Source organism: Capilliphycus salinus ALCB114379, from assembly GCF_047276495.1.
Lineage (GTDB): Bacteria > Cyanobacteriota > Cyanobacteriia > Cyanobacteriales > Microcoleaceae > Capilliphycus > Capilliphycus salinus.
The window spans coordinates 727,859-743,364 of sequence record NZ_CP178543.1 but is presented as its reverse complement, the minus strand read 5'-3'; the positions used below and the strand labels follow the sequence as shown (position 1 = coordinate 743,364).

Genomic DNA, 15,506 nt, shown 5'->3' with positions numbered 1-15,506 from the left:
TCGACTCAAAACTCTCCTCACACCCGACTTATTCTTTTTCAATCTAGATTTTTTCAGGAATTTATCGGGATGATTCCTAAAATTTTAAGCATTTTCCTTCCCTGAGTAAATTCGTCAGTTCCGAAGCCGGAAGAGGTGGACTGAATATAAAGCCTTGAATTTCATCGCATTGATGCCGTTTTAAAAAGTTAAGTTCTCCCACTGTTTCTACCCCTTCGGCAACGACTTTTAAACCCAGACTATGTGCAATTTTAATTAAATTGCTTGTCATCGCAGAATTGCTGAAATTACTGTCAAGATTAGAAATGAAAGATCGATCTATTTTTAAACTATCAAAAGGGATGTTTTCCAATGATTTTAACGAAGAATAACCCGTGCCAAAATCATCAATCGAAATCCCAATATCTAAAGACTTTAAAGCTTGAATTCTATGTTTTGCCATGAAAACATTTTCAATAAAATAACCCTCGGTTAATTCAAACTCCAAAAATTTGGGCAAAATATCGTGAGCCAACAAAATATTAATTGCTTTTTGGCGAAAATTGGCTTTACTTAACTGACGGGCCGAAATATTAACAGCAATTTTCAGATCTGTAAATCCCAAAGCCTGCCACTGTTTGAGATCTTTGCAAGCCCGTTCTAAAACCCATTCTCCGATTTCATCAATTAAACCAATTTCTTCAGCAATTGAAATAAAAACATCGGGTGAAACCATATTATAAGTAGGGTGTGACCAGCGAGCAAAAGCTTCGCAGCCCACGATCTTTCCCGTGTTTATGTTCACTTGAGGTTGATAGTGAACTGACAGTTCTCCCCGCTCAATGGCATGGCGAAGATCTCTTTCTAACGTCTGTTTTCGGTCAGTATCGACATCAAGAACCCAACTGTAAAATTCACAGTCATTTCCGCCATTTTCCTGAACTCTATGGGTGGCTTTCTTGGCTTCCTGAAGAAGCTGCTCAATGTCCTTCCCGTCTTTATCGTAGAGACTAATTCCAATACTAGCGGTAACAAAAATTTCTTTTTTATTGATTATAAACGGCTGACTTAGCTGACTTTTAATGTGCTTGGCCAGATCGATAACTGATGCCTTATACTCAACAACAGGTAAAATAATTGCAAATTCATTGGCACCGAGATAAGCCAGACCCACTTTTGAATCTAAACTGTTTTTGAGTCGTTCAGCAAATGCCTTGAGTAAATGGTCGGTGCAATTATATCCCAGGTTGATTTGAATTTGATTGAAACGATCTAAGCTTACACATAAGACGGGTAATATTTTTCCCTCGGTGATTTGGGCTTGGCTTTCGGCGACTCTCCGGTTAAATTGTTCTCTGAGTGAGAGTCTATTGGGTAAATTGGTGACCCGATCCAAGTAGACTTTGCGGCCGAGTTTTTCTGAAATGGTTTTAATTTTTTCGGTGTACTGCCGCGCATTTTTTTCTTTTTTATCAAGGCGAATTCTAATAGCCTTCAGCAATTCTTTGGGTGTAAAAGGTTTGGTCAAATAATCATCCGCTCCCAATTCCATTCCTTGGCGTAAGTCATTGCGATCGGCTTTTGCAGTTAAAAAAATGAAAGGAATATTACTCGTTACTTCTATGGATTGTAAACTTGATAAAACTTCAAATCCATCCATCTGAGGCATCATTACATCGCAAACGATCAAATCGGGTAAGAATTGTTTCGCCTTTTTAATTCCTTGGCGACCATTTTCAGCCAACAGCAGATCGAAATCCTCGAGTTCTAGAATTTCTTTAATATTTTCTTGCACCTGTCGGTCGTCTTCGATCACCAAAATTGTCACCATTGTTAACCTCCGATTGTTGAGTCTTCAGATCGCCAATCCATTAATATTATAGTTGAATAAGGCCGTTATTTTGGGTTGAACTTAGATTTTTTTTTCGTAACTTTTTTAAGGCATGGTGGTTCTATCCGGGGATAATTTCCGGAGTTTATACCCCGGTCAAAAGCCTTAAATAAACGGGAAATCTGGCAATATTTCCCCCCGGATTGAGAAGTTTTGCCGATTCTATTTAGGGGGAAAATTTGACGGGTATTCTGCTTTTTTTCCCGGAAAAATTCGGGGAAGCTTGACTTCAAAGGTTGTGCCTTCTCCAAGCTGACTGTTAAAGCTCAGTTCCCCCCCCAGAAGTTGAACGCAGTTCTTGACGATCGCCAATCCCAAACCCGTCCCGGAAACGCTCCCCACATTCTTAGCCCGGTGAAAAGATTCAAATAATCTCCCTTGATCTTCCGGGGGAATTCCGATGCCGTAATCTTGAATTGTGAAGAGAATTTCCTCATCTTTAACCGCCAGATCGAAGCGAACCAACTCGGCTGACGGCGAGTATTTGATGGCGTTACTCAACAGGTTGGTCAGCATTTGACGCAGTAGTTTTTCATCCAGATAAGCGGAAACAGTTTTGATTTCCTTTTCGGGAAATTGGGCATCAAAACCCCTAAACAAAACCCGATGTTTGCCGCTCAAACTTTGCACTTCTTCGACCAAATCCAAACACAAATCGATCAGTTCTAGCGGCTCGGGATTGCATTCTAAGCGGTGAGCTTCCGCCCGACTGATAATCAGCACGTCGTTCAGCAATTCGGTCATGTATTGAACCGAAGATTGAATCCGACAGAGGTGTTTTTGGGTTTTTTCCGGGGCGAGGCGATCGCCGTAATCTTCTAAAATTCCAGCCGAAGATGCAATCCAAGTTAAAGGGGTACGAAATTCGTGAGACGCTATTGAAATAAAACGCGACTTGAGTTCGCCGAGTTCTTTTTCTCGTTTGAGGCGTTCGGCTTGGGCGAGGGCGATCCCCACTTGAATGGCAATTTGTTCGAGCAGTTCAATGGCAAACGGCCTCCAATTTCTGGGCTGTGAACACTGGTGGGCGATCATAAATCCCCAGAGATGATTTTCCTGCAATATCGGCACAATTAACTTCGCCCTGATCTGCCATTGTCGGCAAAAATCAACCATGCAGGGCGTCAGTTTTCCGTAAGCTTCTGTGACATCGCAAACGGCTTTTGCCCGTCCGTTGTAATAGGTTTTCTGATACTCGAGGGGAAAAACATCTTCGGGAAAATCAACGTTCAAAATCGAAGTCCATCCCGGCTGAACTTCCTCGAAAACAACCCGACCGGTACCGCTGGCAAAGACTTGATAAATTAATACCCGTTCAACCTCTAAAATTTTCTGAATTTCTGTCACCGTCGTTTGTAAAATGTCGTCGAGTTGCAAAGATTGGCGAATCTTGAGGGTGATGTCGGTAAACAGGCGGGATCTGACTTCGCTTTTTCGCAACCCTTTTTCGGCTTCTTGGCGGCGACAATTATTGCGGTGGGCTTCTATAATATTGGCGCAGGTTGCCAAAAAGGGCTGCAAATATTCAATTAACCCTTGGTCGTAACCCTTGAGACAGTTGGCAACTCCAACCATTCCCACCAATTTTTGATCGGCCCCGTAAAATGGAATCCCCAAAAAAGCATTCAAGGCGGGATTTTCCCCCGGATTTTCTTCGGTTTTGAGGCGATTTTCTGTGCCGTTAGCAATCACGGGTTTTCCCGTTACCCTCACCGCTTCCCAGAGGCTTTTGAAATTGTTAAATTCTCGGTTTCTTTCGAGACTTTCTTGAGATAAATCGCGGCTTTTTTCCCGGGCTAAACTGTTGGCAAGTGCGCGAGTTTTCTGATGGGGTTTGCCTTTGATTTTGAGCCGGCTTGCATCCAGGTAAGGTTCTCCCCCTTCGGTGTAAAGAATCTCGCCAATAAAACCGTATTCGCTTGCGGTCAGATTCAAAAGATTTTCGAGGAGAATATCAAATAAAATGCTCGGATCGGGATCGGCGATAAATTGGGATTGGGCTTCGCCGATCGCCTGCAAAATATCGTTGCTTTTTATGAGGGCGCTTTCAACCCGGCTCCGCTCTTGAATTTCTTGGCATAATTGGCGGTTGGTTTCGGTCAATTTAAGGGTTCGTTTCGTCACCAAAACTTCCAATTGGTGATAAAGTTCGGATTGTTGAATGGCGATCGCAATTTGCAGGGCCAATTTTTCCAACAATTCAATTTCATGCTCCCACCACTGGCGGGGTCCGCCGCAGTTGTGGACGATGAGCAACCCCCACAAATGGGGTTGAGAGGATGAATTTTCGGAGATATTCAGTACGAGCGGAACCACAATTTTAGCGCGAACTTGTAGGCTTTCGAGTAGCTCAACGTGGCAGGGGGACATCGCCGCATACACATCGGGAACCGCCCGAACTCGACCCTTGCAATAGGGTTCAACCCAGTCGCGTTCAAAGCAAGGATCGTCAATAAATTCGCCCAAAATTGACCGCCACCCGGCGACGACGGACTCGGCAACAATCACCCCGCTCCAGTCGGGATTAAAGCGATAAATTACCACGCGATCGACCCCGAGCAACTGTTGAATTTCGGTGACGGTGGTGTTCAAAATTTCGCCCAAGTTGAGGGAGTTCCGAATGTTATAAGCGATCTGGCTAAAGATGCGATCGGACTCGATTTGTTGCTCCAATACGGCTATTTTTATTTGAATTTCTGCTTCTAAGTTTGGAGTTTGCCGTGCTAATATTTCCCGCTTTTCTAACTTTAACCGGGAGTTTTTTTGCTGTAAATTTTGAACCCGATTGTACAACGCGACGGGATCGAAAGATTTCAGCAGGCTGCTTTGGCTAATTAAACCCCGCAGTTTTCCCCGCCCGTTCACGACGGGAAGGTGGCGAATTTCATGGCGGTTCAGGAGCGAGAAGACTTGAAAAATATCGCGATATTCCCTCTCATTTAGGGCAATTACCCCTGTGGTCATCGCCATTTTAATCGGAATGTTTTTTAGATTCCCATCGGCGGCGCATCGGACCGCATCCCCTGCGGTAAAAATTCCGACCAATTCCCCGGCTTCAACCACCAAAACACAATCGGTTTCCCGAGTGCTTCGGGATGAGTTCATCAATCTGATAACATCTGCTACGGGGGTTTCCGGGGCGACAATTGGCGGAGATTCGTTGAGAATCTGTTCCAAAGCCGGAACGTCGTCAGACACAAGGTTATTTTCTGCCATGGGAGTCGCTCGTCGGCTTTAATATTTTGATCTGCGGTTCAAAACCGAGTCAAGACTATTTAAGCTCATTATGCACCGCTTTAACTGATTATCTATCAACTTTAACTCACGGGTCGTGAAGAGTCAACAAATTTATGAGAATCAACTTTCTAAGTAAACCCCAAATATCCCCTCGGTGTAATCATCCAATTCTGGTGAAAAGTTGTACTTTCATTTCCGATCAAAACGGTGGTTAACATATCCACATCAACTTCGGTTAATTTCTCTAACGTGGTTAACGTAATTTGTTCATCTTCTCGATAGGCCGAACGCACCAGAGCAACGGGAGTTTGAGGAGAACGAAACTGTAAAAAAATCGCCCGAGCGTGATACAATTGTTCTGTACGAGTTCGCGATCGCGGATTGTACAACGCACATACAAAATCGGCCATTGCTGCCGCTTTTAACCGCTTTTCAATCACCTCCCAAGGCGTCAACAAATCGCTCAAACTAATGGCACAAAAATCGTGCATCAACGGCGCCCCCACCCGAGAAGCCGCAGCTTGCAAGGCGCTAATCCCCGGAAACACCTGCACTGCGGGGGTTTTCCCCTGCCAACCCCGGGCGCGAAGCTCCTCAAACACCAGCCCCGCCATGCCGTAAATGCCGCAGTCCCCCGAAGACACCACCGCCACCGTTAACCCCCATTCGGCCAAGAAAATCGCCCGTTCCGCCCGCTGACGTTCCTGGGTAATGGGGTAGGACTCGACAATTTGGCCCGGACGCAATAGGGGCCGAATCAAGTCCAAATACAGCGAATAGCCAATCACCACATCCGCCTGAGTCACTGCGGTTTGGGCGGCCGGAGTCATTTGATTGAGTTGGCCCGGACCGGTACCGACGAGCAGTAATTGTCCGTCTCGACCCGTATATTCTCGCTCGGCTTGGGCAATGGCCACCGTCACCGCCTGACCGATTCTTTCCGCTTCCGAGGGTTGGAGTTGAGGAAAACGATAAATCTGTTTAGAAACCAATAACTCTTGAACCCCTGCGGCTTGGAGGGCTGCGGCTTCGGCAACACTGGGCGTCCCCACCTCCTGACGAACCACCTCAGAAGGGGTCGGCACCGTTACCCGACCCAAAACTTCCGCCCCAAAGGTGCGTAACGGCCAATTCCGCTCTTGACAAAGCGCCACCAATCCGCTTTCATCGGCTTTCAGGTCAAGGGTGGCAATGCCGGCAACCGCTTCTTCTGCCAGTTGATGAGCCTGTAAAACCTCTAAAATCGCCCTTTCAATCAATGCTTTGGGGGTATTGCGTTCGCAGCCGACGCCCACCCACAGGACTCGGGGATGCCACTGAACTTGCGGTAAACGGTCTGTGGAAATTTCCGTTGAGAATTGTTGCTGTTTGGGACCAATCCAAATTTTCGCTTGGGGAGCGGCAACCGAGGTAAAATTAAAAGGATGATTTTCGGGAAGATGCTGTTGCCAGAGGGTAGAACCCGCTGACTGTAAAACTTCCACCGTTTGTTGTCGGGCAATGGCCGCACTCACCCCCGTCCAGTCTCCGGTTCCCCGTTTCCAGCCAAACGGCACGCCCAAAATATCAATTCCGGGGAGTTGGTCGGCGTTGGCCGACCCGGTTAAAATGGGGGTTGCTCCCAGTTGACGGGCCACCAGTTGGGCGAGTTGGTCGGCGCCGCCAATATGACCGCTACAAACGCTGATCACAAATTGACCGGTTTCGTCAACCACAATCACAGCCGGATCGCTGGATTTGTGCTGTAATAAAGGGGAAATCAGCCGGACAACCGCTCCCAAAGCCAGACAGAAAATAATCGCCCGGTGACTGGACCACTGTTCGGCTAAAAATTCTCGCAGAGACTCGGAATAAATTTCAGTATGGGGGATGTCGCCCAAAGCGGGGGGGACGTACAGCGTCACATCGCCAGTCTGACACAAAGGTTGCAGTTGTTGGCAGGCGTTGGGGGTTGTGGCGATCGCCGCAATGGGCTTAAATGCAATCAGTTGTGATAGACTCATCGAATTTGAGAATTGATGCGGGATTCAGTTATTATATTGATCTTAATTATAAGTTGTAATTGAGGATTTTTGATTGCAGATTTGGGTCAGCTTCATCGTGGGGAAATTTTCAATTCTCAAATCTTCTGTTTCGTCAGGTCAAGCATCTGACTCTCTACTTGTGAGTGTTTGTATTTCCCTAAAAGTTAAGCTTTGCTGATTTTGTTGCAAGCCAACTGCGATCGTTTCTCTCCTAATATATCATTGGGGTTCTGGCTTTATGTCTGAAAAAGCGGAGTTATTTCTAAATTTAAAGAGTTTTCAGGATTTTTACTCGGAAGAACTCGAGGTGATCTGTCAATATTTTTCGATCCATAAGTTTTTTGACCTGCAAGAAATCATGCCGAAAACGGGACGTGATACTTCTTTCGGCGTGATTCTCAGTGGAGAAATTAGTATTATAGACGAGCGTGTTGATAACCCGAGTCGCATCGCCGGAGATTTTTTAGGGGAAATGGCATTATTAGAGTCAATCTATCGCCAAGCTGATTTTATTGCCGCCAGTGATGGTCAAATTGCGATTATGACTTTTGATGATATTGAAAATCTCAAACTGAAAAATCCTTATTTAGCCGTTAAATTAATTCATCGGATTACGGAATCGGCCGTTGAGAGACTTCACAAAAATGGTTTGAGAGCGCATCGCAAATATATGATTCTCATGGCAGATGAAAGCAAAATGTCAGACTTGCTAAACTGGGTAAAAAAGGAAATAGATATTCTCTCGAATGTCCCGATTATAGCACCGGAATGGGTGGCTCAAAGCTTAAAGCAGAACGTGAATCTGAGTGTTAAACAGGTGATTCATCCTTTTGTTTTAGTTGGGGGAGCAGATACCATTGGCGCCCAAATTATCTTAGGCAACATTAAAGCTGTGGTTTGTTTGAGAGAACCCTTAGCCCGCCGGTCGAACCGAGCATCTCTAGATGCTATTTTTAGACTGTGTGATACCTATCAGGTGATTTGTGCCACCAATATTCAAACTGCACGGGCAATTTTATCTGCATTTACTTGAATTAAAGTCTGAAACTGATTGCAAACAATAGACCATCAATAGAAAGATGAAAAAGCGAATTTTAATTTTAGGAGGTCGAGGTCGAGTTGGAAGTCGTGTGGCTGAAGATTTGATCAATTTTACGCCAGAAGTTGAGATTGTTGTCACCGGGCGAAAAGCTTCCCCGACTCTGCCCTCACCCGATCCGCGAATGCAGTTTTTAGAATTGGAGTTGGCCGAAGAAAATCAGTTAAAATCGGCAATTGAATCGGTTGATTTGGTGATTCATTGTGCGGGGCCGTTTCACTATCGGGATGCAACGGTTCTGAAAATGTGTATTGAAGCCGGGGTGAATTATATTGATGTCAGTGATAACCGCAGTTTTACGTTAAAGGCTTTGAGTCTTCACAATTTAGCTCAAGAAAAAGGGATTACCGCCGTGATTAATACGGGGATTTTTCCCGGTATTTCTAATAGTTTGGTTCGTTTGGGTGTTGAGGAGTTAGATGAAGTTGAAACCATTCATTTAAGTTATGTGGTTGGCGGTTCCGGTGGGGCGGGAATTACCGTGATGCGAACTACTTTTCTCGGGTTGCAGCGTCCTTTTCAGGTCTGGAAAAACGGACAATGGGAACAGGTTAAACCTTATAGCGATCGCGAAGTGATTCCATTTCCCGCACCCTACGGTAAATTGGGGGTCTACTGGTTTGATATGCCGGAATGTTATACTCTGGCTCAATCTTTTGACGTGAAAACGGTGGTGACGAAATTCGGCACTTTTCCCGATTTTTATAATTATTTAACTGGAATGGTCGCCCATCAATGGCCGCCGAGTTGGTTACAAAATACCGCAGTAATTGAGTTTCTTTCTCAGGTGAGTTATGCGATGACAACCGTTACCGATTATTTTAGCGGAATTGGGGTGGCTGTCCGCGCATCGGCTCAAGGTTATAAAGGCAAAAAACCGGTTGAATTTTGTTCAACTCTGACCCATGAAAATACAGCCATCGCCGCCGGAATTGGTACCGGAAGTGTGGGTCAACTTCTGCTGACAAACCAACTGAATAAACCGGGAGTTTGGCCGATTGAGCAAGCCTTACCGACGGATTTATTTAAACAAACCCTTGAGGAACGTCATGTAACTATAGAATCGGAATATTTAGCCCAAGTCTAAACCCTCGAAATTCTCATCTTCAAACGAGTTAGAAAAGGGTTTATAAATCACACAATCTCGTCCCTGTTGTTTGGCTTCGTAAAGCGCAATATCTGCCGCCGCTATTAAGTCAGAGGGTGAATAATTTGGATGAGGAACCACACTCGCCACCCCCGAACTCACGGTAATACAATCGGCAATTTTCGATTGAGAATGGGGAAGGTTTAGGGATTTTATTTGTTGGCGAATTCCTTCGGCGACGTTAACAGCACCTTCGGCTTGAGTGTTCGGAAGGATAATCACAAATTCTTCCCCACCGTAGCGAGCGGCTAAATCTCCGGGACGTTTGACTTGCTGACGAATGGCGTTAGCAACGGCTCGTAAACAATTATCGCCGGCGGGATGGCCATATTTATCATTGTAGTTTTTAAAAAAGTCTACATCACACAAAATTAAAGACAAAAATTGCTGTTCTCGCATCATCCTTAGCCATTCATGCACTAAATATTCATCAAATTGGCGGCGGTTGGCCAGTTTAGTTAAACTATCTGTTACCGCCAAACGTTGGAGTTCTTGATTGGCTAGTTTTAATTCGCTCGCCAATCGTTTTAACTCCTCATTCATTTGTTGCAGTTTGAGGGTTTGTTCCTGGATTTTTTTCTCTTGAATATAACTATTAACCGCTTCGATTACCGTTAATTTTAAATCATCGGGTTGCCAGGGTTTGGCAATATATCGATAAAGTTTTGCATATTTTATCGCGTTCCCCAAAGCGGGTAAATCCGCCTGTCCGGTGAGGAGTATATTTAAGGTTTTAGGGGATCTTTGATGAATGATTCTCAGCAGTTCATCTCCCAGGATTCCCGGCATTAAATAGTCCGATAAAACGACCGCTATCTCCGAGTTTTCTTCTTGGAGTTCATCTAAAAGTTCTAAAGCTTCTTGACCGCTTTCAGCAACTTCAATAATACATTGATTGTCCAGCGCTTTTCTCAGTTCAACTTTTAAGCTTTCTAAAATTGTTGGTTCATCATCAACACAAATCACCACTGGTTTGCTCATAATTGTGAGAAGATTGATAGTCCTTTAACCCTGATTGAATGGTGGCAATAAGTTCTTCACTGTTCCAAGGTTTATCCAAACATCGATACAAACTCGCTTGTTTTATGACCTTCTGAACAGCTTCGAGATCTGCTTGTCCCGTCAGCATGATTTTTAAAACATGAGGAAATTTTTGATGAACTTTTATTAAAAATTCATCCCCTTTAACCCCCGGCATTAACCAATCAGAAACGATCACTACAATATCTGTATTTTCCTCTGAAAGTTCTTCTAAAATCTCCCAAGCTTCTTCAGAACTTTCAGCCATTTCATAGCCATAACTATCTCTAAACGCATTTTTGAGTTGAATTTTTAAACTATCTAAAACGACAGCTTCATCATCTACGCACAAAATGACAGGCTTAGACATTAGGGCTAACCTCAGTAAAATTAGGATTTGCAGTTATCAGTTGAACTCAACTCCTGAGCGGGAACCGCAAGCAGTTCCTTCAGAAAAGCACATCACAGGTTATAGGATACCATGCAACTCATCCAATTATAAATAGAGAGATTCGAGTTAACTGTTGATGGGTAAACAGACGGTAAATGTCGTTTCTCCGGGAACCGAATTCACCCGAATTTCACCTTGATGTTTGTCGATAATTTTTTGCACAATATCCAAACCCAAACCGCTTCCTTGACCTGCGGGTTTGGTGGTAAAGAATGGCTGAAACATTTTCGATTGAATTTCTGGGGGAATTCCCGCACCATTATCGGTAATCTTGATCACTAAATTTTCGCTCTCCTGTCCGACGGTAATTGTCAAGGTCCCTTGATAATTCATCGCTTGCAAAGCATTATGAATGAGATTCGTCCAAACTTGATTTAACTCATCAGGATAACATAAAATCGAGGGGAACGAATCGGGATAATTTCTGATCACTTCTACCCCTTGCTTAATATTATTTTGGTAAAGGGTTAACACCGTTTCTATGCCCTCAATTATATTAGCTTCTATCGCATTTCCCCGGTGATCGTAACGGGCGTAGGTTTTCAAGGCAAACACAACTTTAGCCGCCCGGTCTGTTGCAGTTTTAATGGTGTTAGAACTCTTTTTAACACTGGTAATTTGATAAGCCAAATCCAAAATTTTATTGCCGTCTTCAGTTTTTAACAGCGATACAATTGAAGGGGAAGTTTCCAGAATTCCCAGATCGACCAATGTATCGGCAATTGTATCGGCATTGGCAATATTATCGGCTTCGAGTTGACGGGTCAAAGCCCGTCTCGCCTGACGTTTTTCTTTATTAGAATAGCAGTCTCTTTGTTGTAAAGACTGGTGACAGAGATCAAATAAATCTTGCTGTTGTTCCAAACTCAAAGTTTGTAAAATTTCGGGGAGATGTCCTAAATTATCATTAAAAAAGGCGATGATATTTTCTATCGAAGACCGAATCGCACCCAAAGGAGTATTAATTTCATGGGCAATTCCTGCCACTAACTGTCCGAGAGCGGCCATTTTTTCCGACTGAACCAATTGATTTTGAGTGGTTTTTAGTTGTTGGAGGGTGATTTCTAACTCTTGATTTTTTTCAAGTAAATTTTTTTGGAGAAAATGAATTTTTAAATGGGTTTCAACTCGGGCTAACACCTCTTGAACTTGAAAAGGCTTTGTAATATAATCAACTCCTCCGGCTTCAAAAGCTTTAACTTTATCTGCAACCTCATCAATTGCACTAATAAAAATCACGGGAACATCTTGAGTGCGTTGGTTTGCTTTCAAACGTTGACAGACTTCATAACCGTTCATATCCGGCATCATTATATCGAGCAAAATCAAATCCGGTAGTAATAATTCAATACCCGATAAAGCCAACTCTCCATTCGGAATTAATCGAACTTTGTACCCTTCTTTTCTGAGAATATTACCCAAGAGTCGCAAATTATCCGGAGTATCATCAACAACAACAATATTTCCTTTGTCTATGTTTTCTGTTTTTGTAGTCCCTGAAGTCATGTTAAATTTCCTTGTTTGAATGTTCCCAGAAATAAAGTAAAAAAGGCGTTTATATCAAAGATTTCAACTTAAAATTAAAGAGAGTCTACTGATGTGCATGGCTTTGAATTTTTTTTAAAATTCATCCTGAATGTCTGAAATCTCTAATCGGTTGTCAATTTTACAGACTAGACTTCAGCGCTCTCTAATTCTACTATAACCAAAACTCCAAAAATGGCAAAATACCCCAGAAATGAAGATTCTGGAGATTCTAAATCTTTCCAACTTTAGTTGTTAAATCAACTACATCGAGGTTTCAAGTTCTTGAATTCGCTGCACCGCATCTTGGTAAGAAGCTTCCCGTCCCAGTTGCCGATAAAGTTGGGCTGCTTGTTTAAAATCGGCGAGCGCCAAATCCAACTTTTTCTGCTCTAAATAAGCCAATCCCCGATTATAATAAGCATCAGCATAACCGGGATTCAAACGGATCGCTTCGGTATAATCAGGAATCGGATTTGAGCCGCGAACGGTACCAATTTCTTGAGTAACATTCGCCGCCAACAGCGTGCGAGCCAAACCCATATTAAAATGAGCTTCGGGCAAATTCGGATCGCGTTTTAAAGCTTGATTCAAAGCCTCAATTGCCTCCCAAGCATACCCTTGATCTAACAACGTTAATCCGCGAAAAAAGAAAGTTTTCGCATCCTCTGGATTATCCAAAGATAACGTCGGTTCGGTTGCAGTTGTGGGCTGATTATCAATCTGAAGATCCTCAACGTTTAACGGAGTTTCTGAGAGTTGTACAATAAACAAATTAATCGGAATTGCGGCATTAAATCCCGTTTTAATCGGCGCCACATCCCCGGAACTGGTCTGAGCAAATCCAAACTCCCCTTGACCGTGTAAACCGACCACACGCCCCGCCCCATCAAAGACCGGGCCGCCACTCATCCCGCTCCACGTCACCGCTTGATAGCGCAAATTGTACCCTTCCGGGCGACTTTTCGGGCGACTGGTGACCAATCCCGGCGAGAGTTCCGGTTCTCGTTCGGCCCCGGTTAATCCTCCCGTTGCCGGATACCCATAAACATAAATTTGAGCGCCAATAACAGCCTGTTCAGAATCTCCTAAAGTGGCGACCGGATAATCTAAATTACTCTCAAATTCAACAATGGCTAAATCCGGTTCGGTGTTGTCATTTTGTAAACGAGTCACCCCCGTCGCCGAATGATTTTCGCCGTCATGGGTGCGAATACTGTATTCTGTACTGGCATCTTCAACGACATGATTCACCGTCAAAACGGTATATTTCTGGCCGGATTTTGCCACAATCACCCCTGAACCATCACCCAATATACTATTAATTTGTACGGTAATTGGTGCGGCTATTTCTGCGACTTCTTGAGCCGATTTTGCGACAACAATCTGTTGTTGAGTCACAACAATGGCAGCAACAGTAACCGTCCCCAATAAAATCCGTGTAAAATCCGGTGTAAAATGGCTTGGTCGAAATCTTTGAAAAGTCATATTTATACCCCCAAGGGAGAAGATCAATCTTTTAGTCTTACGAATTACCCTGAATGGTTCTCTGTCCCAATTCCCAGGCGACAATAGCCTCCGTTAACCCTTCTAAAGTATATTCTTTTGCTTCTAAATCTAACCGACCCAATAATTGCAGACAAGTTTCCGAAGTTTGCGGCCCAATTGAAGCAATACAAACGCCCTCCAAGAAATCTTTCCCCAAACCTTGAGTTAGATGACAGAAATTCTGCACGGTTTTAGAACTGGCAAAGGTAATTACATCAATTTTACGCTGTTGTAAAGCCTCTAAGATATCGGGGGCGATCGCATCGGGACAGCGAGACTCGTAGGCGGGAACTTCCACCAACTCGGCACCCTGTTGGGTCAATTCAATCACTAACACATCTCGCCCCCCGGTTTCGACTCGGGGAAATAATACCCGTTTTCCGGCTAGAGATTCGGGAAAATGAGACACTAAAGAATCCGCCACAAAATCCGGGGGAATAAAATCCGGTTCGAGTCCGTATTTCTGCAAACTAGAAGCCGTTTTTTTCCCGACAACTGCTATTTTAGTTTTGTGGAGAATACGAGTATCTTTCCCCTGTTTTTTTAGCCGTTCAAAAAAGAAATGAATTCCATTAGCCGAAGTGAGAATTAACCAGTTAAAATAAGGTTGAGAACTGCCATCAAATTGGGCGATCGCTTCATCGAGGGCGACCCAACTTGAAGGAGGGCCGATCACCAAAGCGGGCATTTCCATCACCGTTGCGCCTTCTGCGGTTAACAATTCGGTAAATTTACTGGACTGTCCCGCCGCCCGGGTGATTAAAATGGTTTTTCCAGATAAGGGTTTTTGAGAATTAGACATAGAATATAGGGTAGATTGCAGGAAATCGCGCAAGTTTACCACCTCTCCGACAACGATAACGCAGGGAGAAAGAGAGAATTTTGCCGTTTTTTCAATGATATCGCTAATGGTTCCCACCCAAACCTGTTGTTGGGGTCGTCCCCCTTCGCGGATAATGGCGATTGGGGTTTGAGGCGATCGCCCGTGACGTTGTAATTGATGAATAATTTCTTTTAAATTCCGACTTCCCATTAAAATAACTAACGTGTCAATTTGGGAAACATTTTTCCAATTAATTGCGTCGGGTTCGTGGGCAGTTAATACGGCAAAACAACGGCTCATTACGGCATCTGTGAGGGGAATTCCTGCCAGTAAAGGCGCCGCCAAAGCTGAGGAAATACCGGGAACCACTTCAAAGTCACAATTAGCGGCAATTAAGGCTTGAATTTCGCCGGTTGTCCGTCCGAAAATAAACGGATCGCCGCCTTTGAGTCGCACGACTTGTTTTCCTTCCTGACAATATTTTACCAAAAGATTGTTAATTTCTGATTGGGGGGTGCTTGGTTTTCCGCCCCGTTTACCCACATCGAGTTTTAGGCAATTTTTCGGAATGATTTGCAGGATAGAATCATCAACTAAAGCATCATAAACAATTACTTCCGCTTGGGTCAAAAGTTGATGCGATCGCACGGTTAGGTAAGCAATATCTCCCAATCCTGCACCCACTAAATAAACTTTCCCTGGTTTTGAGGTTTTCATTTGCAAATTCGGCTATTTAATAACAGACTCTACCCTATAAACCCGG

The 15,506-nt window shown here is 44.0% G+C and carries 10 protein-coding genes; 2 read left to right on the top strand and 8 right to left on the bottom strand.

The genetic code is table 11. From position 1 onward, the window contains the following. Positions 1 to 76: 76 nt before the first annotated feature. The 3 genes from ACL6C3_RS03135 to cobJ form a co-directional block, all read right to left on the bottom strand. Positions 77 to 1,810, bottom strand: coding sequence for an EAL domain-containing protein (locus ACL6C3_RS03135; protein WP_413165259.1), 1,734 nt, complete (start codon positions 1,808 to 1,810; stop codon positions 77 to 79). 222 nt (positions 1,811 to 2,032) lie between these two features. Then, a complete protein-coding gene (locus tag ACL6C3_RS03130) occupies positions 2,033 to 5,086 on the bottom strand; it encodes a GAF domain-containing protein (protein ID WP_413165257.1) in 3,054 nt (1,017 codons plus the stop codon). 149 nt (positions 5,087 to 5,235) lie between these two features. Further along, positions 5,236 to 7,110, bottom strand: a complete 1,875-nt coding sequence (cobJ, locus tag ACL6C3_RS03125) for a precorrin-3B C(17)-methyltransferase (RefSeq protein ID WP_413165255.1) — start codon at positions 7,108 to 7,110, stop codon at positions 5,236 to 5,238. A 259-nt stretch (positions 7,111 to 7,369) separates the two neighbouring features. Between cobJ and ACL6C3_RS03120 the strand changes: the two genes are divergently transcribed. Next, complete coding sequence (locus tag ACL6C3_RS03120) at positions 7,370 to 8,164, top strand: hypothetical protein (protein WP_413165253.1); 795 nt, start codon at positions 7,370 to 7,372, stop codon at positions 8,162 to 8,164. A 46-nt stretch (positions 8,165 to 8,210) separates the two neighbouring features. Then, positions 8,211 to 9,317 carry a saccharopine dehydrogenase family protein gene (locus ACL6C3_RS03115; RefSeq protein WP_413165251.1) on the top strand — a complete coding sequence of 369 codons (1,107 nt, stop codon included), beginning with the start codon at positions 8,211 to 8,213 and terminating at the stop codon, positions 9,315 to 9,317. On the opposite strand, the gene ACL6C3_RS03110 is transcribed toward ACL6C3_RS03115, so the two are convergent. From ACL6C3_RS03110 to cobA, 5 genes are all read right to left on the bottom strand, one after another. Beyond that, the gene (locus tag ACL6C3_RS03110) at positions 9,303 to 10,358 is read right to left on the bottom strand and encodes a diguanylate cyclase domain-containing protein (RefSeq protein ID WP_413165249.1); all 1,056 of its coding nucleotides are present in this window, start codon (positions 10,356 to 10,358) and stop codon (positions 9,303 to 9,305) included. The genes ACL6C3_RS03115 and ACL6C3_RS03110 overlap by 15 nt on opposite strands. Continuing rightward, positions 10,330 to 10,767 carry a response regulator gene (locus tag ACL6C3_RS03105; RefSeq protein WP_413165247.1) on the bottom strand — a complete coding sequence of 146 codons (438 nt, stop codon included), beginning with the start codon at positions 10,765 to 10,767 and terminating at the stop codon, positions 10,330 to 10,332. Before ACL6C3_RS03105 ends, ACL6C3_RS03110 begins: the two co-directional genes overlap by 29 nt. Before the next feature lie 147 nt (positions 10,768 to 10,914). After that, positions 10,915 to 12,354 carry a response regulator gene (locus ACL6C3_RS03100; RefSeq protein WP_413165246.1) on the bottom strand — a complete coding sequence of 480 codons (1,440 nt, stop codon included), beginning with the start codon at positions 12,352 to 12,354 and terminating at the stop codon, positions 10,915 to 10,917. A gap of 282 nt (positions 12,355 to 12,636) precedes the next feature. Next, a complete protein-coding gene (locus tag ACL6C3_RS03095; protein ID WP_413165244.1) occupies positions 12,637 to 13,860 on the bottom strand; it encodes a trypsin-like peptidase domain-containing protein in 1,224 nt (407 codons plus the stop codon). A gap of 37 nt (positions 13,861 to 13,897) precedes the next feature. Beyond that, a complete protein-coding gene (cobA, locus tag ACL6C3_RS03090; RefSeq protein WP_413165242.1) occupies positions 13,898 to 15,460 on the bottom strand; it encodes a uroporphyrinogen-III C-methyltransferase in 1,563 nt (520 codons plus the stop codon). Positions 15,461 to 15,506 lie beyond the last annotated feature (46 nt).